This window comes from Pseudomonas sp. PI1 (assembly GCF_000812405.1).
Taxonomy (GTDB): domain Bacteria; phylum Pseudomonadota; class Gammaproteobacteria; order Pseudomonadales; family Pseudomonadaceae; genus Pseudomonas; species Pseudomonas citronellolis.
This window is the reverse complement of sequence record NZ_JWMC01000010.1, coordinates 23,166-48,641: the sequence shown is the minus strand read 5'-3', so window position 1 is coordinate 48,641 and position 25,476 is coordinate 23,166. Positions and strand designations below refer to the sequence as shown.

General features: G+C 68.4%; 24 protein-coding genes and 1 riboswitch. Of the genes, 11 read left to right on the top strand and 13 right to left on the bottom strand.

All coding sequences use genetic code 11. From position 1 onward, the window contains the following. Nucleotides 1-10 precede the first annotated feature (10 nt). Entirely contained in the window at nt 11-1,675 is a 1,665-nt protein-coding gene (ligB, locus tag RN02_RS03995; protein WP_043313170.1) for an NAD-dependent DNA ligase LigB, read from the top strand. A 4-nt stretch (nt 1,676-1,679) separates the two neighbouring features. Here ligB and RN02_RS03990 read toward each other — a convergent pair whose 3' ends face one another. After that, nucleotides 1,680-2,981, bottom strand: coding sequence for a ferredoxin reductase family protein (locus tag RN02_RS03990; protein WP_043313168.1), 1,302 nt, complete (start codon nt 2,979-2,981; stop codon nt 1,680-1,682). Nucleotides 2,982-3,151: 170 nt separating this feature from the next. Here RN02_RS03990 and RN02_RS03985 point away from each other — a divergent pair, with 170 nt between their 5' ends. Then, nucleotides 3,152-3,895 (top strand): metallophosphoesterase, encoded by a 744-nt coding sequence (locus tag RN02_RS03985; protein ID WP_043313167.1) that lies wholly within the window; start codon nt 3,152-3,154, stop codon nt 3,893-3,895. On the opposite strand, the gene RN02_RS03980 is transcribed toward RN02_RS03985, so the two are convergent. Then, entirely contained in the window at nt 3,874-4,863 is a 990-nt protein-coding gene (locus RN02_RS03980; RefSeq protein ID WP_043313165.1) for an alpha/beta hydrolase family esterase, read from the bottom strand. The two genes, RN02_RS03985 and RN02_RS03980, sit on opposite strands and share 22 nt — an antisense overlap. Before the next feature lie 149 nt (nt 4,864-5,012). On the opposite strand from RN02_RS03980, the gene RN02_RS03975 reads away from it, so the two are divergent. Further along, a complete protein-coding gene (locus RN02_RS03975; RefSeq protein ID WP_043268440.1) occupies nt 5,013-5,399 on the top strand; it encodes a DUF1090 domain-containing protein in 387 nt (128 codons plus the stop codon). Between the two features lie 331 nt (nt 5,400-5,730). On the opposite strand, the gene RN02_RS03970 is transcribed toward RN02_RS03975, so the two are convergent. The 3 genes from RN02_RS03970 to RN02_RS03960 form a co-directional block, all read right to left on the bottom strand. Then, complete coding sequence (locus RN02_RS03970) at nt 5,731-6,189, bottom strand: c-type cytochrome (protein WP_009613678.1); 459 nt, start codon at nt 6,187-6,189, stop codon at nt 5,731-5,733. A gap of 131 nt (nt 6,190-6,320) precedes the next feature. Then, nucleotides 6,321-6,707 carry an MAPEG family protein gene (locus RN02_RS03965; protein ID WP_043313163.1) on the bottom strand — a complete coding sequence of 129 codons (387 nt, stop codon included), beginning with the start codon at nt 6,705-6,707 and terminating at the stop codon, nt 6,321-6,323. A 119-nt stretch (nt 6,708-6,826) separates the two neighbouring features. Then, the gene (locus RN02_RS03960; protein ID WP_043268436.1) at nt 6,827-7,657 is read right to left on the bottom strand and encodes an EamA family transporter; all 831 of its coding nucleotides are present in this window, start codon (nt 7,655-7,657) and stop codon (nt 6,827-6,829) included. Between the two features lie 154 nt (nt 7,658-7,811). Here RN02_RS03960 and RN02_RS03955 point away from each other — a divergent pair, with 154 nt between their 5' ends. Next, a complete protein-coding gene (locus tag RN02_RS03955) occupies nt 7,812-8,426 on the top strand; it encodes a LemA family protein (protein WP_009613681.1) in 615 nt (204 codons plus the stop codon). A gap of 2 nt (nt 8,427-8,428) precedes the next feature. After that, complete coding sequence (locus tag RN02_RS03950; RefSeq protein WP_236695151.1) at nt 8,429-9,319, top strand: TPM domain-containing protein; 891 nt, start codon at nt 8,429-8,431, stop codon at nt 9,317-9,319. A 3-nt stretch (nt 9,320-9,322) separates the two neighbouring features. Here the strand turns inward: RN02_RS03950 and RN02_RS03945 are convergent, their stop codons facing one another. The 5 genes from RN02_RS03945 to RN02_RS03925 all read right to left on the bottom strand — a co-directional run bounded on the left by RN02_RS03945 (nt 9,323) and on the right by RN02_RS03925 (nt 13,536). Further along, nucleotides 9,323-10,099: an ABC transporter ATP-binding protein gene (locus tag RN02_RS03945; protein WP_043313159.1), complete on the bottom strand. Its 777-nt coding sequence runs from the start codon at nt 10,097-10,099 to the stop codon at nt 9,323-9,325. Continuing rightward, nucleotides 10,099-10,905 carry an ABC transporter permease gene (locus RN02_RS03940; protein ID WP_009613685.1) on the bottom strand — a complete coding sequence of 269 codons (807 nt, stop codon included), beginning with the start codon at nt 10,903-10,905 and terminating at the stop codon, nt 10,099-10,101. Before RN02_RS03940 ends, RN02_RS03945 begins: the two co-directional genes overlap by 1 nt. A gap of 58 nt (nt 10,906-10,963) precedes the next feature. After that, a complete protein-coding gene (locus RN02_RS03935) occupies nt 10,964-11,971 on the bottom strand; it encodes an ABC transporter substrate-binding protein (RefSeq protein ID WP_009613687.1) in 1,008 nt (335 codons plus the stop codon). Nucleotides 11,972-12,102: 131 nt separating this feature from the next. Next, entirely contained in the window at nt 12,103-12,510 is a 408-nt protein-coding gene (locus tag RN02_RS03930; protein WP_009613689.1) for an acyl-CoA thioesterase, read from the bottom strand. A gap of 117 nt (nt 12,511-12,627) precedes the next feature. Further along, nucleotides 12,628-13,536, bottom strand: a complete 909-nt coding sequence (locus tag RN02_RS03925; RefSeq protein ID WP_043313158.1) for a LysR substrate-binding domain-containing protein — start codon at nt 13,534-13,536, stop codon at nt 12,628-12,630. Between the two features lie 214 nt (nt 13,537-13,750). Here RN02_RS03925 and RN02_RS03920 point away from each other — a divergent pair, with 214 nt between their 5' ends. The 6 genes from RN02_RS03920 to RN02_RS03895 all read left to right on the top strand — a co-directional run bounded on the left by RN02_RS03920 (nt 13,751) and on the right by RN02_RS03895 (nt 22,236). Beyond that, nucleotides 13,751-14,932 (top strand): acyl-CoA dehydrogenase, encoded by a 1,182-nt coding sequence (locus RN02_RS03920; protein ID WP_009613692.1) that lies wholly within the window; start codon nt 13,751-13,753, stop codon nt 14,930-14,932. Nucleotides 14,933-15,028: 96 nt separating this feature from the next. After that, complete coding sequence (locus RN02_RS03915) at nt 15,029-16,252, top strand: CaiB/BaiF CoA transferase family protein (RefSeq protein ID WP_043313156.1); 1,224 nt, start codon at nt 15,029-15,031, stop codon at nt 16,250-16,252. A 147-nt stretch (nt 16,253-16,399) separates the two neighbouring features. Continuing rightward, a riboswitch (S-adenosyl-L-homocysteine riboswitch) is annotated at nt 16,400-16,503 on the top strand. A 22-nt stretch (nt 16,504-16,525) separates the two neighbouring features. Continuing rightward, nucleotides 16,526-17,935 (top strand): adenosylhomocysteinase, encoded by a 1,410-nt coding sequence (gene ahcY / locus RN02_RS03910; protein WP_043313154.1) that lies wholly within the window; start codon nt 16,526-16,528, stop codon nt 17,933-17,935. A gap of 84 nt (nt 17,936-18,019) precedes the next feature. Beyond that, on the top strand, nt 18,020-18,865 hold the full coding sequence (gene metF, locus RN02_RS03905) for a methylenetetrahydrofolate reductase [NAD(P)H] (RefSeq protein ID WP_043313153.1): 846 nt from the start codon (nt 18,020-18,022) through the stop codon (nt 18,863-18,865). 69 nt (nt 18,866-18,934) lie between these two features. Beyond that, nucleotides 18,935-19,999 (top strand): hypothetical protein, encoded by a 1,065-nt coding sequence (locus RN02_RS03900; protein WP_043313151.1) that lies wholly within the window; start codon nt 18,935-18,937, stop codon nt 19,997-19,999. Nucleotides 20,000-20,247: 248 nt separating this feature from the next. Next, nucleotides 20,248-22,236 (top strand): DEAD/DEAH box helicase, encoded by a 1,989-nt coding sequence (locus tag RN02_RS03895; protein ID WP_043313150.1) that lies wholly within the window; start codon nt 20,248-20,250, stop codon nt 22,234-22,236. Between the two features lie 618 nt (nt 22,237-22,854). On the opposite strand, the gene RN02_RS03890 is transcribed toward RN02_RS03895, so the two are convergent. From RN02_RS03890 to RN02_RS03880, 3 genes are all read right to left on the bottom strand, one after another. After that, nucleotides 22,855-23,589, bottom strand: a complete 735-nt coding sequence (locus RN02_RS03890) for an amino acid ABC transporter ATP-binding protein (RefSeq protein WP_043268418.1) — start codon at nt 23,587-23,589, stop codon at nt 22,855-22,857. Next, nucleotides 23,582-24,544, bottom strand: a complete 963-nt coding sequence (locus RN02_RS03885; protein ID WP_009613709.1) for an amino acid ABC transporter permease — start codon at nt 24,542-24,544, stop codon at nt 23,582-23,584. Before RN02_RS03885 ends, RN02_RS03890 begins: the two co-directional genes overlap by 8 nt. 72 nt (nt 24,545-24,616) lie before the next feature. After that, nucleotides 24,617-25,414 carry a transporter substrate-binding domain-containing protein gene (locus RN02_RS03880; protein ID WP_009613710.1) on the bottom strand — a complete coding sequence of 266 codons (798 nt, stop codon included), beginning with the start codon at nt 25,412-25,414 and terminating at the stop codon, nt 24,617-24,619. Between the last annotated feature and the right edge of the window lie 62 nt (nt 25,415-25,476).

Below are 25,476 nucleotides of genomic sequence, written 5' to 3'. Positions count from 1 at the left end.
AAGCCCGCCGATGAAAGCCCTGCTCGCCTCAGCCCTGCTGCTCCTCCCCAGCCTCTCCCTGGCCTGCCCCGACTGGCCCGAACAGCGCGCCCGCGAAGAGCTGCTGGGCCTGCGCCAGCGACTGGAAGCCTGGGACCAGGCCTACCACCTGCGCGGCGAAAGCCCGATCGCCGACGAACTCTACGACCAGGCCCGGCAACGCTTCAGCCTTTGGCGCGGCTGTTATCCACAGCTCGCCATCGAGCCGACCCCACCGCTGCCGGCCAGCCGCGGCAAGCTGCGCCACCCCGCCGCCCATACCGGCCTGGACAAGGCCGCCGACACCAACGAAGTCCGCCTGTGGATGGCCGGGCGCAAGGACCTCTGGGTGCAGCCCAAGGTCGATGGCGTGGCCGTGACGCTGGTCTACCAGGACGGCGAACTGGTCCAGGCCATCAGCCGTGGCGACGGCATCCGCGGCCAGGACTGGACCGCCAACGCCCGCCGCCTGCCGGCCGTGCCGCAACGTCTGCCCGCCACGGGGCGGCTGGTGTTGCAGGGCGAACTCTACTGGCGCCTGCCGGGCCACGTGCAGGCGCAAAAGGGCGGCCTCGGCGCCCGCGGCAAGGTCGCCGGGCTGATGGCGCGCAGCGAACCGGGCGAACAGGTTTCGCAGGTCGGCCTGTTCGTCTGGGAATTGCCGCACGGCCCCGGGAACATGACGCAACGCCTGGAGCGCCTGAGAGCGCTGGGCCTCGCGGACAGCGCGGCCCTGACGCTGCCGGTGACGGGTTTCGAGGACGCCCAGCGCCAGCGCGAGCACTGGTACCGCAGCCCCCTGCCCTTCGCCAGCGACGGCATCGTCCTCCGCCAAGGCTCGCGCCCCGCCGCGAAGGCCTGGCAGGCTGGCAGCGCCAGTTGGGCGCTGGCCTGGAAATACCCCTACCGCCAGGCCCTGGCCGAGGTGCGCCGGGTGCATTTCCGCATCGGCCGCACCGGACGGGTGACGCCGCTGCTGGAACTGCAACCGGTGACGCTGGACGAGCGCCGCATCGCCCAAGTCAGCCTCGGCTCGACGCGGCGCTGGCAGGCCCTGGACATCCGCCCCGGCGACCAGGTGGCCATCGCCCTGGCCGGCCTGACCATCCCGCGGCTGGAAAGCGTGGTCTGGCGCTCGCCGCAACGCCTTGCAGTAGAGCCGCCGCAGCCCGGGCGCTACCACGCGCTCAGTTGCTGGCGGGCAACGCCCGGCTGCGAGGAACAGTTCCTCGCCCGTCTCGCCTGGCTGGGCGGCGAACAGGGTTTGGCCTTGGAAGGCGTGGGGCCTGGGACTTGGCAGACGTTGCTGGAAGCCGGCCAGATTGCCGGCCTGCTCGACTGGCTGGAATTGCCGCCGGAAGCCCTGCGCCAACTGCCGGGCTTCGCCGAGCACAGTGGCGAACGCCTGCACGCCCAGTTCCGCGCCGCGCGGCAACGTCCCTTCCAGCACTGGTTGCGGGCGCTGGGCGTGCCCCAGGTCGACAGCCTGCCGGCCACCGAAGGTTGGGCCGAACTGAGCGCCCGGCAGGCCAGCGACTGGCGCCAGCTGCCGGGCGTCGGGCCGGTCCGGGCCCGGCAACTGCAGGCCTTCTTCGCCGACCACGAGGTGCAGCGCCTGGGCGCCCAGCTCGCCGCCGCCGGGGTAGCCGGCTTCTAAGCCCTCAGCGCAGGCGGAAGGCTTCCTGGTGGAAATTGCGCGCCGGCATGCCGCGCCGGCCGAGGTCGCGCCGCAGCAGGTCGGCCAGGCCCTGCGGGCCGCAGAACCACAGGCTCGGCCAGCGACCGGAGGCGTCCGGGGCCATGCTCAGGTCGTCGCCGCGCAGGTAGCCCTCTTCGGCGCTGTAGTGGACCTTCAGCGCCACGCTGGGCAGGCCGTCGCACAGCTCGCGCAGGCGCCCAGCATAGATGGCGTCGGCAGGGCTGCGCACGCAGTAGTGCAGCTCCACTTCCGGCGCATCGGCGGGGTGCTGCTGCAGCGCCTCCAGCCAGGCCAGGAAGGGCGTGATGCCGATGCCGCCGGCGATCCACACCTGGCGCTCGCCGCCGCGGCGGAAGTCGAAGCAGCCATAGGGCCCCTCGACCTTGACCGCATCGCCCGGCGCCAGAGAGTCCTGCAGGCGCCGGGTGTAGTCGCCCAGGGCCTTGATGCTGAAGCGCACCTCGCCGTTGCCCTGGTCGGCGCTGGAAATGCTGAAGGGATGCTGCCCCTCCAGGCGGTCGCAGGTGAGGAAGGCGAACTGCCCAGCCTTGTGCCGCCAGTTGCGGCCGAGCCGGCAGGTGACTTCCAGCATGCGCTCGCCGGGCCGCGCCACCGCCACCACCACGCCCTGGTGCGTGCGCCGCCGGCCGATGCGTCCGCTCAGGGCAATCAGCGCGCACACCGAACCCAGCGCCGCGCACAGCGCCAGCAGCCAGCCCAGCGGCTGCGCCCAGTAGCCGGCCGGCGCCAGCACCACGCCATGGAAGGCCAGCACCAGATAGACCAGCGCCAGCGCTTTGTGCACGTAGCGCCACAGGTGGTAGGGGAAGCGCTGCCAGAGCGTCAGCACCAGCATGGCGGCGAGCAGCCAGGCCGACCACTCGCCCAGCTCCTTGGCCGAGCCGCGGAAGACCTCGAGGAAGGTCTCCACCCGCGGCCCCTTCGCCGGCTTGGCGACGAATTTCGCCAGCAGCGGCCCGCCCAGCTCCAGCAGGTAGTGCAGCAGACCCAGGCTGATGGCCAGGATGCCCGCCCAGCGGTGCACCCGGTACATGCGGTCGAGCCCGCCCAGCGGCCGCTCCAGCCAGGCCGGGCGTACCGCCAGGAGCATGATCAGCGACATCAGCGCGAAGGCGACGACGCCGCTCAGCAGGATGGCCTGCTTGCGCAGGACCCAGATATCGAAAGTGGCCGGCGGATCGAGCGCGAGCGCCAGCCCGAACGCCGCCAACACGGTGGCGATGACGATGCCTACGAACTTCATATGGCCTCCCTGGTTGCGAGCCTGGTCCGAGACTGGGCGCGCGGCCTTAATCATCCCTGAAGTTCGTATGGGAATTTTCCGCTGTTCGGCCTTGCCATGACCCAGGTCAAGCGCTGGGCAAGGCCGCGGGCGTGCCGCACAATGCCGGACCCGGCCAGGAGACAACCCGCATGCGTATCCGCGTCCTTTCCGACCTGCACCACGAGCACTTCGGCGGCCGCCGCGAGCTGCCCGCGGTGGACGCCGACCTGGTGGTGCTGGCCGGCGACATCCATGAGCACCTGCAGGGCCTGCACTGGGCCCGCGAGACCTTCCCCGACACGCCGGTGGTTTACGTCGCCGGCAACCACGAGTTCTACCATTCCGACCTGCCCGAGCTGACCCAGGCCATGCGCAACCTGGCCCGCGCCCTGGACATCCACTTCCTGGAGAACGACGCGGTGGTCATCGACGGCGTGCGCATCCTCGGCGCCACCCTGTGGACGGACTTCCTGCTCTACGGCGAGGAAACCCTGCCGCTGACGCTGCAACGCGCGCTGCGCCTGATGCCCGATTTCAGCTGCATCGACTGGTTCACCGCGCCCTTCACCCCGGCGCTCAGCCAGCAACTGTTCGAGGCCTCGCGGGACTGGCTGGCGGCGCAGCTGGCCGAGCCCTTCGCCGGGCCGACCGTGGTGGTCACCCACCATGCGCCCAGCGCCCGTTCCATTCCGCCGCAATATGTCGGCGACAGCCTGTCGCCGGCCTTCGCCTCGGACCTGGAGCATCTGGTGCAGCAATGCGACCTGTGGCTGCACGGCCACGTGCACGACGCCCTGGACTACCGCATCGGCCGCGCCCGGGTGGTGGCCAACCCGGGCGGCTACCCGGGCGAGAAGGGCGGCTTCGACGCCTACGGCACCGTGGAAGTCTGAGCCACCGGCAACTGCTTGAAGAAGCGCCAGATCTCCGCCGGCCCGTCCAGCTCGGGGTCGGCCATGCCGAACAGGCGCGGCGGCCGATAGCCCGGCTGCGACAACAGATGGCCGCCGCCGTGCACGCTCACCAGTTCCACCGGCGGCATTCCCTCGCCCCGCCATTGCCAGCGCTCCGACCAGACCGGGCCGGGGCGCGTCAGCGGCTCGCGCTGCGCCGGCGCGCTGATGCCGTTGCGCCGCGCCAGCTCGCCGGCCGAAGCCTCGCTGGAGAGCACTTCGCCGCGGTCGCCGAAGCCGAACAGCTTCACCCGCCCGCCGCCGTAGGGGTTGATCGGGTCGCGCGTGCCGTTCATCAGCAGCGCCGCTACGGCCCGCTGCGACTCGCTGCAGGCGTCGTTCGCCGCGCTCGGCAGGCTGGCCGCCACCAGGGCGATGCCGGCCAGCGGCAGCCTGGACTCCGCAGCCATGCGCAGGGCCATCTGCCCGCCATTGGAGTAGCCGGCGAAGAACACCCGCTGCGGGTCCACCTGGCGCTCGCGCTGGATCCGCCGCACCAGCCGGGTGAGGAAGGCCACGTCGTCGATGTTGCGGGCGCGCGCGCTGTAGCTGGCCACCTTGCGGCAGTCGTTCCAGTGGCCCTCGAAGCCGTCGGGGTAGAGCACCAGGAAGCCGTCGCGGTCGGCCAGGGCGTCGAAGCCGAAGCCGCTGTCGCGGCGCATCAGCTGGCCGTTGCTGCGCGAGGCGTGCAGCACCACCAGCAGCGCCGGGTTCGGCGCCAGGCTGGGCGGCACGTAGAGCACGTAGCCGCGACGCAGGCCGCCGGCGCGCAGGGAGCTGTCCTCGCTCACCCCGGTGAGCATCGGCGGGCGCAGTTGCTCGCCGGGCAGCAGGTACCAGGCGCCCACCAGCAGGGCCGCAAGCAACAGCAGGATCAGCGTCTGAACCAGGCGAATCGCGATACGCATCCAGCCTCCCCCGCTCCGCCCGACGGAGCGCGTTCAATGGATCGACCAGGCCGCGGACTGCCATGGGGCAACCCCCACGCGCGCGCTTAATGGCAAACTCTAGACGTTCGTCAGCATCGATATCTCATTTGGTAACGCAGGACCCGAGAATGTTCCGATCCATTACCCTCAGCCTCGCCGCACTGCTCTGCACCGGCGCCTTCGCCGCGCAACCCGAGCAGCCCCTGAGCGGCTGCGCCGCCAAGCAGGCGGCCATCGCCGGCAAGCTGGAAGAAGCCCGCGCCCGCGGCGACAAGGGCGCCATCGCCGGCCTGGAAACCGCCCTGGAAAAGGCCCGCACCTACTGCACCGACGGCAGCCTGACGCAAAAGCGCACCCAGCGCGTGCTGGACGCCGAGCGCGAAGTCAGCCAGCGCGAAAGCGACCTGCGCAAGGCCATGAACAAGGGCGACGCGGAAAAGATCGAGAAGCGCAAGGACAAGCTGGCCGAGGCCCGCGCGGAGCTGGAGCAGGCGAAGCGGGAGTTGGAGGAGTGAGTGGGGGTGGTTGCCTGGCTGGCTACCTGTAGGAGCGAGCTTGCTCGCGAACAGCGTTTCCAGGCGGCCTCGGTGTTTTGGTTCGGCTCCGCTCCCTCTCCCCAGCCCTCTCCCTGAAGGGAGAGGGGGCTTGTCCGTGCCGAGAAAGGATCTGGTGTCAGCCGGGGGCTCGGTACAGGCCGGCTAACCCCGAAACATCAGCACACGCCGAACGGTCCCCTCTCCCTTCAGGGAGAGGGTTAGGGAGAGGGCGCTCTTGAGGATGCGCACCGCCCCATCGGCAGAACACCGTTCGCAAGCAAGCTCGCTCCTACAAAAAACGGAGCGCCCGTCAGAGCGCCCGGAATTTCTTGTGGCAAGCCTCGCAGGCATCTTCCACCGCGGCCAGGTCCTTGCGCACGCCGTCGGCGGTCGGGGTGGCCTGGCGGGTGTTGGCCTCCAGCGCGGCGGCGGCCTGCTGGAAGGTCTTGGCGTCGGCCTGGAACTCCAGCTGGCGCTGCCACAGCTCGTCCTTGGCGCGGCTGTCGCCGCCCTCGTCGGTCGGCTTGCTGGTGGGGAAATACTGCCAGGGCTGGCCGGCCAGCTCGTTGAGCTTGACCGAGTCGGCGCGGAATTTCTCGGCGTCGAAGACCACGCGGCCGCGCAGCATGCCGCCCATGTCCTCGCTGGCGTGGAGCATCTGCTTGAAGATCGCCTGGCGCTTGGCCAGCGGAGAATTCGGATCGAGGCGGTGGCAACCGGCCAGGGCGGCACCGGCCAACAGCAGGACGAGCAGGGTCTTCAGCTTCATGAGCGGACTCTTGTAGGACAGGCCAGACACGGGAGCGGCGGATTATCCGCCGCTACCCGGCATTGATCCAGAGCCCGCGCGCCCGCCTGCGGCCATCCGCCGCAGCGATGCGCGAACCGTTCAGCTGCGGTTCAGGCGGAGACCACAAAGAAGGCAGCGATCAGCGCCATGCCGACGAACCACACCAGCGAACGCAGCAGCGCCAGGTCGGCGAGGTAGAAGATCAGGTAGAGCAGGCGGCTGGTGAGCCAGGCGATGGCCAGGGTATCCAGGGTCGCCGGCTCGGCGTTGCCCACCACGTAGGCCACCAGCACGGCGATGGCGAAGGCCGGGGTGACCTCGAAGCTGTTCAGCTGGAAGGCGTTGGCGCGCTTGCGGTAGCCCTCCAGGCTGGCCAGGAAGGTGCGCGGGTCGTGGTTCTGCCGGGGGCCGAAGCCGCCGCCGGTGAACTTGGCGATGCTGGTGCCCAGGTAGGGCAGGAAGAATGCGATCAGGATGCACCAGAAGGCGATGGGCATGGACGGAGGTCTCGTCGGCTGGGAAGTCGGCAGGTTGCCGCCAAGCATAGGCGAAGGTCAGTGGCCGGCGGGCGGATGCGTGCGCCAAAGCGGCCAATCTCGCGGCCTGTTCGCCTAGCTCAGAGCTTCATCACCAGCATCCCCGCCAGCACCAGGCTGCACGCCAGCAGGCGCGGCAGCCCGAAGGGCTCCTTGAGGAAGCGCATGCCGAACAGCACCACCAGCACCACGCTGGTCTCGCGCAGCGCCGCGGCCTCGGCCACCGAGCCCAGCTGCATGGCCCAGAGCACCAGGCCGTAGCTGGCCATCACGCAGATGCCGACGCTCAGGCCGAGCTTCCACTGCGTCTGCCAGAAGCGCGCGAAGGCGCGGGTGCGCGCGCCCAGGGCGAGCAGCGGGAAGGGCACGCCGGAGAGCAGCGTCAGCCACACCAGGTAGTCCAGCGGCTGCGGCCAGCGCTTCAGGGCGTGGCCGTCGGTCCAGGTGTAGCTGCCGATGCACAGGCCCATCAGCAGCACCACGGGGAAGGCGATCCAGGGCAGCCGCGAACCGCCGCCGCCCTTGAGCAGGAACAGCATGCCCAGCGGGATCAGCAGGATGCCGAGGACCTGCCGGTCGCTGAGCTGCTCGCCGCCCACCAGCAGCGTCAACGCCAGCACCACCAGCGGCGACAGGCCGCGCATCAGCGGGTAGACCAGGCCGAGGTCGCCGACCTTGTAGGCCTGGATCAGCAGCACCCGGTAGACCAGCTGCAGGGCCACGGCGCTGCCCAGCCAGGGCCAGACCTCGGCCGGCGGCAGGCTGATCCAGGGCAGCAGGGCGAGGGCCACGAGCAGGCCGACGAGGTCCATGCAGGCCACCACCAGCAGACGGTCGGCGCTGAATTTGACGAGGGTGTTCCAGGCCGCGTGGAGCACGGCGGCGAGCAGCACCAGGGCGGTGGCGAACAAGGCGGGGCTTCCTGGTATAGACCAGTTGCGATTCTAGCGCCTCGCTCCCCATGCCCGGCAAGCCTCGGAAAGGCCTGAAGTGCGCACGCGGCTCCGCACCGAGGGGCGTGACTGGTCTAGACTGGGGGTTTCGCGATCGCCAGAGTCCCCTGCCATGCCCCGAATGCTCAAGTTCCTGTGCTGCTACGTCCTCGTCTCCCTGCTCACCGGCTGCGGCTACAACGCCATGCAGGCCGGCGACGAGCAGGTCAAGGCGGCCTGGTCCGAAGTGCTCAACCAGTACCAGCGGCGCGCCGACCTGGTGCCCAATCTGGTCAACACCGTGAAGGGCTACGCCGCCCACGAGGCCGCCGTGCTCACCCAGGTCACCGAGGCCCGGGCCAGGGTCGGCAGCACCACCCTCAATGCCGACCAGCTCGGCGACGCGGCGGCCATGCAGCGCTTCCAGCAGGCCCAGGGCGAGCTCAGCTCGGCACTCTCGCGGCTGCTGGTGGTCACCGAGAATTATCCACAGCTCAAGGCCGACGGCCTGTTCAAGGACCTGCTGACGCAGCTCGAAGGCACCGAGAACCGCATCACCGTGGCCCGCGGCCGCTACGTCAAGGCGGTGCAGGACTACAACGTGCTGATCCGCCAGTTCCCGCAGGTGATCACCGCGAAGATCTTCGGCTACCAGCCCAAGGCCAACTTCAGCGTGGAGAACGAGGCGGCCATCTCCACCGCGCCCAAGGTCGATTTCGGCACGCCGCAGCCGCAACCGGCGCAATGAGCATGCGCGCCTGGCTGCTGGCGCTGGCCCTGCTGTGCTGCGCGGGCCTGGCGCGGGCCGAGGTGGCCGTGCCGCAGCTGAGCGCGCGGGTCACCGACCTCACCGCCACCCTCGACGCCGAGCAGCGCGGCCGCCTTGAACAGCAGTTGGCGGCGCTGGAGCAGCGCAAGGGCGCGCAACTGGCGGTGCTGATGATCCCCAGCACCGGCGAGGAGAGCATCGAGCAGTACGCGGTGCGCGCCTTCGAGCAGTGGAAGCTGGGCCGCAAGGGCGTGGACGACGGCGTGCTGCTGGTGGTGGCCAAGGACGACCGCGCCCTGCGCATCGAGGTCGGCTACGGCCTGGAAGGCGCCATCACCGACGTCCTGGCCGGGCGCATCATCCGCGAGCAGATAGTCCCGCACTTCCGCGAAGGCGACTTCGCCGGCGGCGTGCAGGCCGGGGTGGACAGCCTGGAGAAGCTGATCGACGGCGAGGCGCTGCCCGAGCCCCAGCAGGCTGCGCAGGGCGACGACCTGGGCCTGCCGGCCGGCAGCCTGCTGCCGCTGTTCGCCCTGCTGGCCGGCGTGCCGCTGCTGGGGCGCCTGCTGCCGCTGCCGTTCATGCGCCAGCGCAGCTTCGGCCGCTATGTGGTGTGCAGCGTGGTCGTCGGGGTGCTGGCCGGCGTGCTCAGCCTGGTGCTGACCTTCAGCTTCGCCGCGCTGGTCAACAACGGCGTCAGCGCCTTCGTCTTCGCCCTCATCGCCTACCCCTTCTTCCTGCTGCCGGCCGGCTTTTTCCGCGGCGGGCGCGGCGGCGGTTTCGGCGGGGGCGGCTTCGGTGGCCGGGGTGGCGGCGGCTTCGGCGGGGGCGGGGGTTCCAGCGGCGGCGGCGGGGCCTCCGGCCGCTGGTGAGCCTCAGAGCACCGCGGCGCCGGCCTCTTCCTCGCGGATCGAGCGCAGCACCTGGCGCTGCAGTTCGATGAACTCGGCGCTGCCGGCCATCTCCTCGCGGCGTGGGCGCGGCAGGCCCACGTCGAAGGTGGTCTTGATCCGCCCCGGGCCCAGGCCCATGACCACGATGCGGTCGGACAGGTAGACCGCCTCCTCGACGTCGTGGGTGACGAACATCACCGTCAGCCGGTGCGTCTCCCAGATACGCGTGAGCAGCTCCTGCATCTGGTGGCGGGTCATGGCGTCCAGGGCGCCGAAGGGCTCGTCCATCAGCAGGATCTTCGGCCGGTAGGACAGCGCCCGGGCGATCGCCACGCGCTGCTTCATGCCGCCGGACAGCTCCGTGGGATAGGCGTCGGCGAACTTCTCCAGCTTCACCAGCTGCAGGTGCTCGGCGGCGATCTCGCGGCACTCGGCGCGGGAGCGGCCGGCGGCCTTGAGGGCGAACTCGACGTTCTGCCGCGCGGTCAGCCAGGGCAGCAGGGTGTAGGCCTGGAACACCACGCCGCGGTCCAGGCCGGGGCCGGCGATGGGCACGCCATCGACCTTGACGCTGCCGCTGTCGAAGTCCTCGAGCCCCGCGGCAATGGACAGCAGGGTGCTCTTGCCGCAGCCGGAGGTGCCGACGATGGAGACGAACTCGTTGTCCGCCAGGGTCAGGTCGATGTTGCGCAGCACCTCGCGGCGCTCTCTGCCGACCGCGAAGCTCTTGTTCAGGCCGGAAATCTCCAGGGTCGCCATCAGCCGCGCCTCCGGTTGTAGCGGAACAGGACGCGCTCGGCGGCGCGCATGGCCTGGTCGGTGACCAGCCCCAGCAGGCCGAGCAGCAGGATGTAGCCGATGATGGTGTCGGTCTGGAAGAAGCGCTGCGACACCACGATGCGGTAGCCCAGGCCCGAGGTGGCGGCCACCAGCTCGGCCAGCACCAGCCAGGTCCAGGCCCAGCCGAGGCTGATGCGCAGGGCGTCCCAGATGCCCGGCAGGGCGCTGGGCAGGACGATCTTCAGGAGGATGCGCCGGTCGGGCATGCCCAGGGTCCGGCCGAGGCCGACGAAGTCCGGCGGCACGCGCTTGATGGCGTCCATCACCATCAGCACCTGCTGGAAGAAGGTGCCGATCCAGATGATGAGGAATTTCTGGAAGTCGCTGGTGCCGGCCCAGAGGATGCTCAGCGGCACGAAGGCCACCACCGGCATGTAGCGCACGAAGTCCACCAGCGGTTCGGTGGCGGCCTTCCAGAAGCCGTAGCAGCCGGCGAACACGCCGATGACGATGGACATCGCCGAGGAAATCGCGAAGGCCACCAGGATGCGGTAGACGCTGACCTTCAGGTCGGCCCAGAGGGTGCCGTCGGCGGCCAGCCTGAGCATGCGCGCCCAGACGTCGCCGGGCGCCGGCAGGAAGATCTTCGGCACCGCGCCGCTGGCGCCGGCCGCCCACCAGGCCAGGGCCAGCAGGACGAATACGCCGCCGCCGATCAGCAGCAGGTGGGTGCGCGCCAGCGGCTTGCCGATGACGAACAGCGGGGAGGGTTTACGGGCGTTCATGCGAGGCTCGGGGTAACGGGGAAAACGCGCCGACCCTGCGGCCGGCGCGCGGGGTGCGTCAGAGCGCCTCGGCGAAGCGCGCGTCGACGGCCTGCTCCGGGGTCACCGGCTGCTGGATGATGCCGGCTTCGCTGGCGGCCTTCTGGATGTGCGCGAAGGAGTCCTTGACGAAGGCGCCCTTCAGCTCGGCCTTGTTCTCGCCCAGGGAATAGAAGCGCACGCCGTCGAAGGCGCTCTGCAGCTCCGCCGGCTCGGCGCCGACGCCCTTGGCGATGGCCGCGCGGCCTTCGGCGGTGTGGGCCTGGTAGTGCTTCAGGCCGGCTTCCCAGCTCTTGAGCAGGGCCAGCACCTGGCCGGGGCGCTGCTTGAGCACCTCGTCGCGGACCACGAACACGTCGCTGATGATGCCCGGGTCGTCCGAGCCCTTGTACAGCAGGTTCACTTTCGGGTTCTGCTGCCTGGCGGCGCTCAGGTAGGGCTCGTAGGTCACCGCCGCCGGCACCTGGCCTGCGATCAGCGCGGAACCGGCGTTGGCCGCCGGCATCGGCACCGGCTGCACGTCGGCCAGGCTCAGGCCGGCCTTGCGCAGGGCGCTGTGCAGGAGGATGTCGCTGGTGGTGCCCTCTTCATAGGCGACCTGCTTGCCCTTGAGGTCCTTCAGCGTCTTGATCGAGGGGTCGACGATCAGCGCGTCGGCGCTGGTGCTCTGGTCCAGCAGCAGGACGATCTTCACCGGCAGGCCGGCGGCGACCATGGCCATGGCGGTGTGGGTGGCGAGGTTGCCGCCGTCGATCTGGCCGCTGGCCAGGGCGGCGTTCATATCCTTGTCTTCGGTGAAGTTGACCAGCTCGACCTTGTCCAGGCCGTTGGCCTTGAAGGCCCCGGCCTGCTCGGCGACGTACCACTGGCCGTAGCCCAGCCAGGGCTGCATGCCCATCTTGAAGGTGCCGGCCTCGGGCTTGAGGTCGGCCTTGGGCTCGGCGGCCTGGGCGGCGCCGCCCAGCAGGACGGCGCAGCAGGTGGCCGCGACGAGGCGGCGCAGCGTGGATGCGATGGGCGCTTGCATGGTGTCTCCCCGGTCTTTTTCTGTGGTGGTACGACGAGGGAGCCTTGGCCCGCACCCGCCGTGGGCGGGCACAGGCTCACACGAAACCGCGCGGATGCAAAGCCTGGATGCGTCGCTGCAGGCCCGCAGGCTCAGGGTTCGAGGTCGTCCCCGTCCTTGAACTGGTCCTTGATATAGGTGATCTCGGTCTTGCCGTGGGGCGCCGGCAGGCCGTCCGGGCCCATGTTGACGAAGACCATCTTGTCGATGGTGAGGATGCTCTTGCGGGTGATCTTGTTGCGCACGTGGCAGGTCAAGGTGATCGAGGTGCGGCCGAAGTCGGTGGCGGTGATGCCCATCTCGATGATGTCGCCGGTGCGCGCCGAGCTGACGAAGTTGATCTCGGAGATGAACTTGGTGACCACGCGCTGGTTGCCCAGCTGGACGATGGCGTAGATGGCCGCTTCTTCGTCTATCCACTTCAGCAGGCTGCCGCCGAACAGCGAGCCGTTGGGGTTGAGGTCTTCGGGTTTTACCCATTTGCGGGTGTGGAAATTCATGGGAACTCCTTGCTGGTTGCGCCTCGTGAGCGCGATGCCTTGTCGGCAAGTTGACGGGTCGAGCCCCGCCGGCTGCGCAATTATCGCGCGGATCGCCGCTGCGCGTCCTGCCTGGAGTCAGCCCAGGCCGGCCTCCTCGCGGTAGATGCGCGCCTGTTCCACCAGCCAGTCGCGGAAGGCGCGGACGATGGCGGACTCCACCTTGCGCTCGGGAATCATCAGGTAATAGGCATGCTCGCTCAAATAGGCATGTTGCATCGCCACGATCAGCCGGCCCTCGGCCAATTCGCGCTGGATCAGCATCGGCGGGATCAGCGCCACGCCCATGCCCTGCTCGGCCGCCTGGGCGAGCATGGAGAACAGCTCGTAGCGGGTGCCGCTCATGTCGTGGGCGACGCTCATGCCCAGGGAGCCGAACCACTGGCGCCAGGCGTAGGGCCGGGTGGTCTGCTGCATCAACGGCAGCGCGGCGATCGCCTCGGCGCTGAGGCTGGCGCGGCCTTCGAGCAGCTCGGGGCTGCACACCGGCACCGGGTTCTCGCGCATGAGGAAATGCTTCACCGTGCCGGACCAGGCGCCGTCGCCGAAGTACAGCGCGCAGTCGAAGTCGGTGTCGGCGAAGAGGAAGGGCCGGGTGCGGTTGGTCAGGTTCACCGTGACTTCCGGGTACAGCCCCTTGAAGGCCTTGAGCCGCGGCAACAGCCACTGGGTGGCGAAGGTCGGCACCACCGCCAGCTCGATGCTGCCGCCGCCCTGCTGGCCCATCACCGCCAGGGTGTCGCGCTCCACCGCGTCCAGCCGCACGGCGATGCGCCGGCTGTAGCCCAGCCCCGCCTCGGTGAGCTTGACGCCGCGCCGCGAACGGCGGAACAGCTCGACGCCGAGGAAGGCTTCCAGAGCGGCGATCTGCCGGCAGATGGCGCTCTGCGTCAGCGACAGTTCCTCGGCGGCCTTGGTGAAGCTCTCGTGGCGCGCCGCCGACTCGAAGCTGACCAGCGCCGCGGTGGTGGGGATCTTGCGCCGCATCGAATGCCTCTTGGGAATCTCGTGATCCGCGAAGCCCGGGAAACAGGCCATTCAAACATTCGTTTCATGGGGCCCAGGCGATCACGGAGTGAGAAAATAGCACAACAGCGTGCGAATTAGTCGGTTGCCGCACCGGTCGGCGGCTGACTAGGATCGACCGCACTGCGTCCGCCTAAACTGGTCGGACACCCTGTCACTGCCCCGAGGTAACCCGATGGCCACCAAAGCAAGCTTCAACTGGGAAGACCCGCTGCTGCTGGATCAGCAACTCACCGAAGAAGAGCGCATGGTTCGCGACAGCGCCCAGCAGTTCGCCCAGGACAAGCTGGCCCCGCGCGTGCTGGAGGCCTTCCGCCATGAGCAGACCGACCCGGCGATCTTCCGCGAGATGGGCGAGACCGGCCTGCTCGGCGCGACCATCCCCGCCGAGTACGGCGGCAGCGGCCTGAACTACGTGTGCTACGGCCTGATCGCCCGCGAGGTCGAGCGCGTCGACTCCGGCTACCGCTCGATGATGAGCGTGCAGTCGTCCCTGGTCATGGTGCCGATCTACGAGTTCGGCAACGAAGCCACCAAGCAGAAGTACCTGCCGAAACTGGCCAGCGGCGAATACATCGGCTGCTTCGGCCTGACCGAGCCGAACCACGGCTCCGACCCGGGCTCGATGATCACCCGCGCGAAGAAGGTCGACGGCGGCTACCGCCTGTCCGGCGCCAAGATGTGGATCACCAACAGCCCGATCGCCGACGTCTTCGTGGTCTGGGCCAAGGACGACGAAGGCCAGATCCGCGGCTTCGTCCTGGAGAAAGGCTGGGAAGGCCTGTCCGCCCCGGCCATCCACGGCAAGGTCGGCCTGCGCGCCTCCATCACCGGCGAGATCGTGATGGACAACGTGTTCGTCCCCGAAGAGAACGCCTTCCCCGAAGTGCGCGGCCTGCGCGGCCCGTTCACCTGCCTGAACTCGGCCCGCTACGGCATCTCCTGGGGCGCCCTGGGCGCCGCCGAGGCCTGCTGGCACACCGCCCGCCAGTACACCCTGGACCGCAAGCAGTTCGGCCGCCCGCTGGCCGCCAACCAGCTGATCCAGAAGAAACTGGCCGACATGCAGACCGAAATCACCCTCGCCCTGCAAGGCTGCCTGCGCCTGGGCCGGATGAAGGACGAAGGCACCGCCGCGGTGGAAATCACCTCGATCATGAAGCGCAACAGCTGCGGCAAGGCCCTGGACATCGCCCGCATGGCCCGCGACATGCTCGGCGGCAACGGCATCTCCGACGAGTTCGGCGTGGCCCGCCACCTGGTCAACCTGGAAGTGGTGAACACCTATGAAGGTACCCACGACGTCCACGCGCTGATCCTCGGCCGCGCGCAGACCGGGATCCAGGCGTTCTTCTAAGACGAGCCATAAGCTGGAAGCCCGAAGCTGGAAGCCTCTCCGGCGCGGGCTTCCGGCTTCAAGCTTCCCGCTTCCAGCTCCTCTGCGAGGTCATCCATGTCCGGCGCCCTGTCCCATATCCGCGTTCTCGACCTTTCCCGTGTCCTGGCCGGCCCCTGGGCCGGGCAGATCCTCGCCGACCTCGGCGCCGAAGTGATCAAGATCGAACGCCCCGGCAGCGGCGACGACACCCGCGCCTGGGGCCCGCCGTTCCTCAAGGACGCCGAGGGCCGCGACACCAGCGAGGCGGCCTACTACCTGTCGGCCAACCGCAACAAGAAATCCCTCACCATCGACTTCACCCGGCCCGAGGGCCAGCGCCTGGTGCGCGAGCTGGCGGCCAAGGCCGACATCGTGCTGGAGAACTTCAAGGTCGGCGGGCTGAAGAGCTACGGGCTGGACTACGAGTCGCTCAAGCAGCTCAACCCGAAGCTGATCTACTGCTCCATCACCGGCTTCGGCCAGACCGGCCCCTACGCCAAGCGCGCCGGCTACGACTTCATGATCCAGGGCCTGGGAGGCCTGATGAGCATCACCGGGCGCTCCGATAGCGAAGAAGGCGCCGGCCCGGTGAAAGTCGGCGTGGCGCTGACCGACATCCTCACCGGCCTGTATTCGTCCACCGCCATCCTCGCCGCCCTCGCCCACCGCGACGTCAGCGGCATCGGCCAGCACATCGACATGGCCCTGCTCGACGTGCAGGTGGCCTGCCTGGCCAACCAGACGCTGAACTACCTGACCACCGGCATCCCGCCGCGCCGGCTGGGCAACGCCCACCCGAACATCGTGCCCTACCAGGACTTCCCCACCGCCGACGGCGACATGATCCTCACCGTCGGCAACGACGGGCAGTTCCGCAAATTCTGCGAACTGGCCGGGCACCCGGAATGGGCCGACGACGAACGCTTCGCCAGCAACAAGGCGCGGGTCGCCCACCGCGACGTGCTGATCCCACTGATCCGCCAGGCCACGGTGATGCGCACCACCGCGCAGTGGATCGCCGCGCTGGAGCAGGCCGGCGTGCCTTGTGGGCCGATCAACGACCTGGCCCAGGTGTTCGCCGACCCGCAGGTGATCGCCCGCGGCCTGCGCGTGGACCTGCCGCACCCGCTGGCCGGGACCGTGCCCCAGGTGGCCAGCCCGATCCGCCTGTCGCAGACCCCCGTCGAGTACCGCAACGCCCCGCCGACCCTCGGCCAGCACACCGAGCAGATCCTCGAAAGCGTGCTCGGCCTGGACGCCGCCGCCATCGGCAAGCTGCGCGAGCAGGGCGTGATCTGAGTTCGGCGCGGCGCCCGCGCCAGGGTATTCACGGCCCCTGGCGCGGGCGCCGCCCGGCGGACGACGGAAAACCTTTGGCTTGCCGCCCGGCATCGCTATAATCCGCAGGCTTCACCGGCCGGCTCCGCTCCGGCCGTTCCCGCCACCCGTTCCGAGGGGCGCTGCAGCAAGCCAAGGCTTGTCAGGCTCGGACGGGGCGCGTCCCGGTCGGCGTCCGCCGGCCGTTAACGCATCAACGGCGCCCATTCGCAGACAACGAATGGAGAGTTACGCATGAGCGCTGTCATGACGCCTGCCGGTTTCACCGACTATAAAGTCGCCGACATTTCCCTGGCCGCCTGGGGCCGCCGCGAGCTGATCATCGCCGAGTCCGAGATGCCGGCACTGATGGGCCTGCGCCGCAAGTACGCCGCCAGCCAGCCGCTCAAAGGCGCCAAGATCCTCGGCTGCATCCACATGACCATCCAGACCGGCGTGCTCATCGAGACCCTGGTCGCCCTCGGCGCCGAAGTGCGCTGGTCGTCCTGCAACATCTTCTCCACCCAGGATCAGGCCGCCGCCGCCATCGCCGCCGCCGGCATCCCGGTGTTCGCCTGGAAGGGCGAGACCGAGCAGGAATACGAGTGGTGCATCGAGCAGACCATCCTCAAGGACGGCCAGCCGTGGGACGCCAACATGGTGCTGGACGACGGCGGTGACCTGACCGAGATCCTGCACAAGAAATACCCGGCGATGCTGGAGAAGATCCACGGCATCACCGAAGAGACCACCACCGGCGTGCACCGCCTGCTCGACATGCTCAAGGCCGGCACCCTGAAAGTCCCGGCGATCAACGTCAACGACTCGGTGACCAAGAGCAAGAACGACAACAAGTACGGCTGCCGCCACAGCCTCAACGACGCCATCAAGCGCGGCACCGACCACCTGCTGTCGGGCAAGCAGGCGCTGGTGATCGGCTACGGCGACGTGGGCAAGGGCTCGGCGCAGTCGCTGCGTCAGGAAGGCATGATCGTCAAGGTCTCGGAAGTCGACCCGATCTGCGCCATGCAGGCCTGCATGGACGGCTTCGAAGTCGTCTCGCCGTACAAGAACGGCCTGAACGACGGCACCGAGGCCAGCGTCGATGCCGCCCTGCTGGGCAAGATCGACCTGATCGTCACCACCACCGGCAACGTCAACGTCTGCGACGCCGGCATGCTCAAGGCCCTGAAGAAGCGCGCCGTGGTCTGCAACATCGGCCACTTCGACAACGAGATCGACACCGCCTTCATGCGCAAGACCTGGGCCTGGGAAGAGGTCAAGCCGCAGGTGCACAAGATCCACCGCACCGGCAAGGACGGCTTCGATCCGCACAACGACGACTACCTGATCCTGCTCGCCGAGGGCCGCCTGGTGAACCTGGGCAACGCCACCGGTCACCCGAGCCGCATCATGGACGGTTCCTTCGCCAACCAGGTGCTGGCGCAGATCCACCTGTTCGAGCGCAAGTTCGCCGACCAGCCGGCCGCCGAGAAGGCCAAGCGCCTGAGCGTCGAAGTGCTGCCGAAGAAGCTCGACGAGGAAGTCGCCCTGGAGATGGTCCGCGGCTTCGGCGGCGTGGTCACCCAACTGACGCCGAAACAGGCCGAGTACATCGGCGTGACCGTCGAAGGTCCGTTCAAGCCCGATACTTACCGCTACTAAGCCGAAAGCCGGAAGCTGGAAGCTGGAAGCCCTGGCGGCTCCGCTTCCAGCCTCAGGCTTCAAGCTTCAAGCTTGGAAAAAGCCATGTCCCAAGATCGCCGCTTCAGCTTCGAGTTCTTCCCCGCCAAGACCGAAGCCGGGCATGAAAAACTGCTGGCCACCGCGCGCCAGCTGGCCGGCTACAAGCCGGACTTCTTCTCCTGCACCTACGGCGCCGGCGGCTCCACCCGCGACCGCACCCTGGTCACCGTCCTGCAGCTGGACGGCGAGGTGAACGTCCCCACCGCGCCGCACCTGTCCTGCGTCGGCGACACCAAGGCCGAACTGCGCGCCCTGCTCGCCCACTACAAGGACGCCGGCATCCGCCGCATCGTCGCCCTGCGCGGCGACCTGCCCTCGGGCATGGGCATGGCCAGCGGCGAGCTGCGCTACGCCAACGAGCTGGTGGAGTTCATCCGCGCCGAGACCGGCGACCACTTCCACATCGAGGTCGCTGCCTACCCGGAAGTACATCCGCAGGCACGCAATTCCGAGCACGATCTGGCCAATTTCGTACGCAAGGTCAAGGCCGGTGCTGACAGTGCAATCACGCAGTATTTCTTCAACGCCGACAGCTATTTCCACTTCGTCGAGCGTGCACAGAAGTTGGGCGTCGACATCCCGATCGTCCCGGGCATCATGCCGATCACCAACTACTCCAAGCTGGCGCGTTTCTCGGACGCCTGTGGCGCCGAAATCCCCCGCTGGATCCGCAAGCAGCTGGAAGCCTATGGCGACGACATCGCCAGCATCCAGTCCTTCGGCGAGCAGGTGATCACCGAGATGTGCGAACGTCTGCTGGACGGCGGCGCCCCCGGGCTGCATTTCTACACGCTGAACCAGGCCGACCCCAGCCTGGCACTGTGGAAAAACCTGAAGCTGCCCCGCTAGCGCAACGGCGTTCCGCCGCCCGCCACGGGCGGCGGTTCACCGGCCAGGACGCTAGAGGTTGCACATGGCATGGCACATGCCCCCTCTCTGATCTACCTCGTGTACGGTCGCCAGACCTACCATCAGGAAGCCCTGTTCAGCATCGCCAGCGCCATCGCCCGGGCACGGGAAACGCCGCAGCTGCGCCTGGACATCCAGGTCGTCACCGATGACGGCGCCCCCTACGCAGGGCTGCCGGTGCGGGTGCGCCACATCGACGCAGGCACCCTGGCCGGCTGGTACGGGCCCCACGGCTATCACTTCCGCGCCAAGCACGTGGCCCTGCGCCAGGCGCTCGACGAACTGCCCGCCGCCGTGCTGATCGACACCGACACCTTCTTCCGCGTATCGCCGGCCCGGCTGTTCGCCCAGGTGCGGCCCGGCGCCCTGCTGTGCAACGCCGTGCGGCACCGGCTTGGCGACTCGCAGGCGCCCGTCTATCGCCAACTGATCGAGCCCCTGAAGGCCCGCGGGCTGGCCGACGAACGGACGCCGCTGATCAATTCCGGGGTGATCGGGCTGACCCGCGAAGACGCCCTCGTACTCGACCGTTCGTTGGAATTGATGGATGACCTCTACCCAATTGCCCGCGCAGCCTATAATCTTGAAGAGTTCGTTCTGGCGATTGCGGCCTACAGACAACTGGAACCGGTCGGCTGTACCGACCTCATCCACCATTATTGGAGCCGCAAGCAGTTGTTCCGGGCGAAAGTCCAGGCCTGGCTGCACAAGCACCGAACGTCCCTTCTCAGCCCCCTGGCTCTCGACGACACCCTGCTGGTGACCGACCGCCTGCCGCGTCCACCACGTGCCGCGCGCCTGCTGTACAAGCTGAGAACACTGCCGTTGCCGGTCCCGATGCGCCAGTTCAGCCTGGAGCTGTTCTACGGGTGCCACGACTACGACAACGAGTTCGACCGGGCCTGCGGCCCCGTCTGGTGGGAAAAGGCCGCGACCAACGTCATCGCACGCCATCCCGACCAGCCGGTGCAAGAGCAGCTCGGTGAATGGCTGAACCACAAGGTGTTGCGCCATCTCCTCGGCCCAAGGCTCAAGGAGATACGCCAGCACCTACGCCAGCAGGACCTGCTCTGAACGGCAGGCCGGCGCTGGCAGCGCCTCTGCCCTTCCGGGGCCGGGCGCAAACCCCAGGCCGGCGGCCCTTGCCGCCGGCCCCCGGAGGAGCCCGCGAGGGCCCCTGCCAGTAGCTCGGCCATGGGTGCATACGCAGCGCCCCGCGCCGTCCCTCTTCCCGCCACGGGAACGAGGGTACAGAGGAGTTCGAAGAACTTGGTGACTTCACATTCGCCGGCCAGCCGCCGGCTCATATAGGAATACCCCGCATGTCCTTTTCCTCCCTCGGTCTCTCCGAGGCGCTGGCCCGCGCAGTAGAGGCGGCGGGCTACAGCCAGCCCACCCCTGTCCAGGAGCGGGCGATTCCCGCCGTATTGCAAGGTCGCGACCTGATGGTCGCGGCCCAGACCGGCACCGGCAAGACCGGTGGCTTCGCCCTTCCGGTGCTCGAGCGGCTGTTCCCCGAAGGCCACCCCGACCGTGAACACCGCCACGGCCCGCGCCAGGCGCGCGTGCTGGTGCTGACGCCGACCCGCGAACTGGCCGCCCAGGTCCACGACAGCTTCAAGGTCTATGCCCGCGACCTGCCCCTGAAGAGCGCCTGCATCTTCGGCGGCGTCGGCATGAATCCCCAGGTCCAGGCCATGTCCAAGGGCGTCGACGTGCTGGTGGCCTGCCCCGGCCGCCTGCTCGACCTTATCGGCCAGGGCAGCGTCGACCTCTCCCGCGTGGAGATCCTGGTCCTCGACGAAGCCGACCGCATGCTCGACATGGGCTTCATCCACGACGTCAAGAAGGTCCTCGCCAAGCTGCCGCCCAAGCGCCAGAACCTGCTGTTCTCGGCGACCTTCTCGAAAGACATCACCGACCTCGCCAACAAGCTGCTGCACAACCCCGAGCGCATCGAGGTCACCCCGCCGAACACCACCGTCGAGCGCATCGAACAGCGCGTGTTCCGCATCCCCTCGGTACAGAAGCGCGCCCTGCTGGCGCACCTGGTGACCGTGGGCGCCTGGGAGCAGGTGCTGGTCTTCACCCGCACCAAGCACGGCGCCAACCGCCTCGCCGAGTACCTGAGCAAGCACGGCCTGCCGGCCGCCGCGATCCACGGCAACAAGAGCCAGAACGCGCGCACCAAGGCCCTGGCCGACTTCAAGACCAACGATGTGCGCATCCTGGTGGCCACCGACATCGCCGCCCGTGGCCTGGACATCGACCAGTTGCCCCACGTAGTCAACTACGAGCTGCCCAACGTCGAGGAAGACTACGTCCACCGCATCGGCCGCACCGGCCGTGCCGGGCGCAGCGGCGAGGCCATCTCGCTGGTGGCCCCGGACGAGGAAAAGCTGCTCAAGGCCATCGAGCGCCTGACCAGGCAACAGATTCCCGCCGGCGACACCCAGGGCTTCGACCCCGAGGCGGTGCTGCCGGAAGTGGCCCTGCCCGAGCCCAAGGAACAGCCCCAGCGCCAGCCGCGCAAGGACAAGGCCAAACGCGAGCGCAAGCCCAGGGACAAGGAGCCGCAGCAGGCGCAACCCGCCGCCGAGGCAGCCCATGCCGAAGCGGGCGCCGAGCAGGGCGACAAGCCGGCCGGCAAGCGCCGCCGTCGTGGCGGCCGCGGCAAGAAGAAGGGCGAGGCCCAGGGCGACCAGCAGCCGGGCCAGCAGGCCCAGCGCGGCGACGGCCAGGCCAAGCAGCCCAGGCCACCCAAGCCGGCCGCGCAGAGCAACGACCGCGACCCCGAGGAATTCCTCGACGACGACTACGACAACTTCGGCAACCGCGCCGACTACGTCAGCCCCTTCCCGGACAAGGACGTGCAACGCGGCCAGCGCCGTCGCGGCGGCCAGCCCCAGGGCCAGGCGTCCCAAGGCCAGCGTGCCCGCGGCCAGGCTCAGGGCCAAGGTCAAGGCCAGAAGCAGGGCAAGCCGGGTCAGAAAGGCACCGGCCAGGGCGGCCAGGGCCCTCGTGGCAAGAACGCCAACGGCCAGGCCCGCGGCGGCCAGGGCGGCAACGCCCAGGGCAAGCAGCGCGCCGCCCGCAAGCGCGGCGGCAAGGGCCAACCCTCGCTGATGAGCGATGCGCCGCTGCGCGAGCCGAGCGAGTACGGCGCCGCCAAGCCGACCCGCCAGCCGGTGGTGATCAACAAGCGCGACCTGGTCCGCGGCGACCGCTTCCCCACCGCCGAGCAACTGGAAGAACTGGAACCGCGCCGCGACAAGGGCGAACGCCCGGCGCTGCTGACGCGCAACCGCTGAGTGCCAGCCACTGAAGAAACCGCCCCGAGGGGCGGTTTTTTCTTGGCTGTGCGCAGGGCCTGCTCCTGTAGGAGCGAGCTTGCTCGCGAATGGGGTTCGCGACAGGAGTTTGCGAAGAGCACCCTCTCCCCAGCCCTCTCCCTGAAGGGAGAGGGAGCTTGTCCGTGCCGAGAGAGGTCTTGGCGTCAATCGGAAACTTCGTAGCAGCCGGCTAACGCCGAAATACCCGAGCACACCGAACGGCCCCTCTCCCTTCAGGGAGAGGGGGGCTTGTCCGTGCCGAGAAAGGTTTTGGCGCCAATCGGAAACTTCGTGGTAGCCGGCTAACGCCGAAATACCCGAGCACACCGAACGGCCCCTCTCCCTTCAGGGAGAGGGGGGCTTGTCCGTGCCGAGAAAGGTTTTGGCGCCAATCGGAAACTTCGTGGTAGCCGGCTAACGCCGAAACACCCGGGCACACCGAACGGTCCCCTCTCCCTTCAGGGAGAGGGTTAGGGAGAGGGAGCGGAGTTGAGCCGACACGTCGTTGCCAAAGGGAAACACCATTCGCGAGCAAGCTCGCTCCTACAAGTGACAAAAAAGCCGCCCCAAGAGGCGGCTTCTTCATTCACCGACCGCTCAAAGCACCTGCCGCAAAAAGCTCTGCGCCCGAGGATCGGCCGGCTGTTCGAAGAACTGCGCCGGCGGCGCGTCTTCCAGCAGCTTGCCGTGGTCGAAGAACAGCACGCGGTCGGCCACTTCGCGGGCGAAGCCCATTTCGTGGGTGACGCAGACCATGGTCATGCCTTCCACTGCCAGGGCCTTCATCACGTCGAGCACCTCGCCGACCATCTCCGGGTCGAGCGCCGAGGTCGGTTCGTCGAACAGCATCACCTTCGGCTCCATGCACAGCGCGCGGGCGATGGCCACGCGCTGCTGCTGGCCGCCGGACAGGCGCGAGGGGTACTCGTTGGCCTTCTGGCCGATGCCGACCTTGGCCAGCAGCGCCTTCGCCTTCTCCTCGCGCTCGGCCTTGCCGCGCTTGCGCACCACCTTCTGCGCCAGGCACAGGTTCTCCAGCACGGTCATGTGCGGGAACAGGTTGAAGTGCTGGAACACCATGCCGACTTCGCGGCGGTAGGCGTTGATGTCGGTCTTCGGGTTGGCCAGGTCGACGCCGTCGATGCTCACCGAGCCGGAGTCGAACTCCTCCAGGCCGTTGAGGCAGCGCAGGAAGGTGGACTTGCCCGAGCCGGAGGGCCCGATCACCACCACCACCTCGCCCCTGTCCACGCGGGTGGTCACGTCGTCCACCGCGCGCACCACGTGGCCGCGGGTGTCGAACACCTTGGTCAGGTTGCGGACTTCAATCACTTTGTCCGAGCCTCCGTTCCAGCCGGCTCGCCATATGCGACAGCGGCAGGTTGATGACGAGGTAGAGCGCGGCCACGCAGAACCAGATCTCGAAGGTGGAGAACGAGGTGGTGATGGCCTCGCGGCCGCTCTTGGTCAGTTCGGTGATGGCGATCACCGAGACCAGCGAGGTGTCCTTGACCAGGCTGATGAACTGCCCGGCCAGCGGCGGCAGCACGCGCTTGAAGGCCTGCGGCAGGATCACGTGGCGCATCGACTGCGCCGCGCTCAGGCCCAGGGAGCGCGCCGCCTCGTCCTGGCCGCGGGCGATGGACTGCACGCCGGCGCGGACGATCTCGGCCACGTAGGCGCCGGTGAACAGCGCCAGCGCCGCCACCCCGGCGAACTCGCGGGACAGGTTGAGCACGGTGCCGATGAAGAAGTAGAAGATGAAGATCTGCACCAGCAGCGGCGTGCCGCGCACCAGCTCGACGTAGAGCGTCGAGAGGTCGTGCAGCGTGGGGTTCTTCGACAGCCGGCAGAGGCCGGTGAACAGGCCGATGGCCAGGCCGATCGCGCCGGAGACGAAGGAGATCCACAGCGTGGTCCACAGGCCCCAGGCCAGCGGACCGGCGGCCCAGTGGCGCTGCACGCCGACCACGTCGCCTTCGCCGACGTCGTCGTTCTCGGAGAACTGCAGGCTGTCGCCGGCCACGTTCAGCACCTGCTGTTTGCCGTCGTCGTCGACCAGGGTGACGCGGGCCTCGCGGCCGGAATCCTCGATCTTCTCCACCCGCGAGACGGCGTCCGCACGTTGCGGTTCCTCCGCCTGGTAGGCGAAGTACTGGGGAACGCGGTTCCAGCGCCACTCGTAGGAAATCAGCGAGGTGGAATACCAGATGGCCAGGCCGATCAGCAGGAGGATCAGCGCGGTCAGCCCATGCCAGGGCCAGGTGGGGCGTTTGCTTCTAGTCACGTATCTTTACCGTGAAAATGCGAACGCGCAGGCCGGGGCCTGCGCGTCGGGTCGAACAGCGTCGGACGCGGATTACTCCATGTCCTTCAGCCAGTCGGTGCTCTTGAACCACTTGTCGTGCAGACGATCGTAGGTCCCGTCCTCGTGGATCTGCTTGAGGAAGTTGTTGATCCAGTTGATCGAGTCGTAGTCGCCCTTCTTCAGGCCGAAGGCCAGCGGTTCGTAGGTGAACGGCTGGTCGAGGAACACCAGCTTGCCGGCGCCGAACTTGCCGACCGCGACCACGTTGTAGGGCGAGTCGTAGATGAAGGCGTCGGCCTTGCCGTTGACCACGTCCATGACCGCCTCGGGCTCGTTGTCGAAGCCGTGGTACTGGGCCTTGGACAGCTGCTTCTTGGCGACGAACTCGCCGGTGGTGCCGATCTTCGAGGTGATGCGGTACTTGGCATCGTTCAGGTCCTTGTAGGACTTGATGGTGCCTTCCAGCTCCTTGCGGATCAGCAGGGTCTGGCCGACCACGATGAAGGGATCGGAGAAGTTGACCCGCAGGTTGCGTTCCTGGGTCAGGGTCATGCCCGAGCCGATCATGTCGAACTTGTCGGTCAGCAGCGCCGGGATGATGCCGTCGTAGCTGGTGGAGACCAGCTCCAGCTTGACGCCCATGGCCTTGGCCATGGCCTTGAGCAGGTCGACCTCGAAGCCGACGATCTGGCCACGCTTGTTGGTCATCTCGAACGGCATGTAGGTCGGGTCCATGCCCACCCGCAGGCTGCCGCGCTTGACCGCGTCATCCACCGCGCCGGCCTGTGCCGCGCCCACGCCGGCCAGGGCGCAGACGCCCAGCAGCAGCGATGCCAGATACTTTTTCATTCCCCACACTCCCAGACAGTCGAAATTGAGTCGTGCGCACGTCGGCACGGCATCCAGCTGCG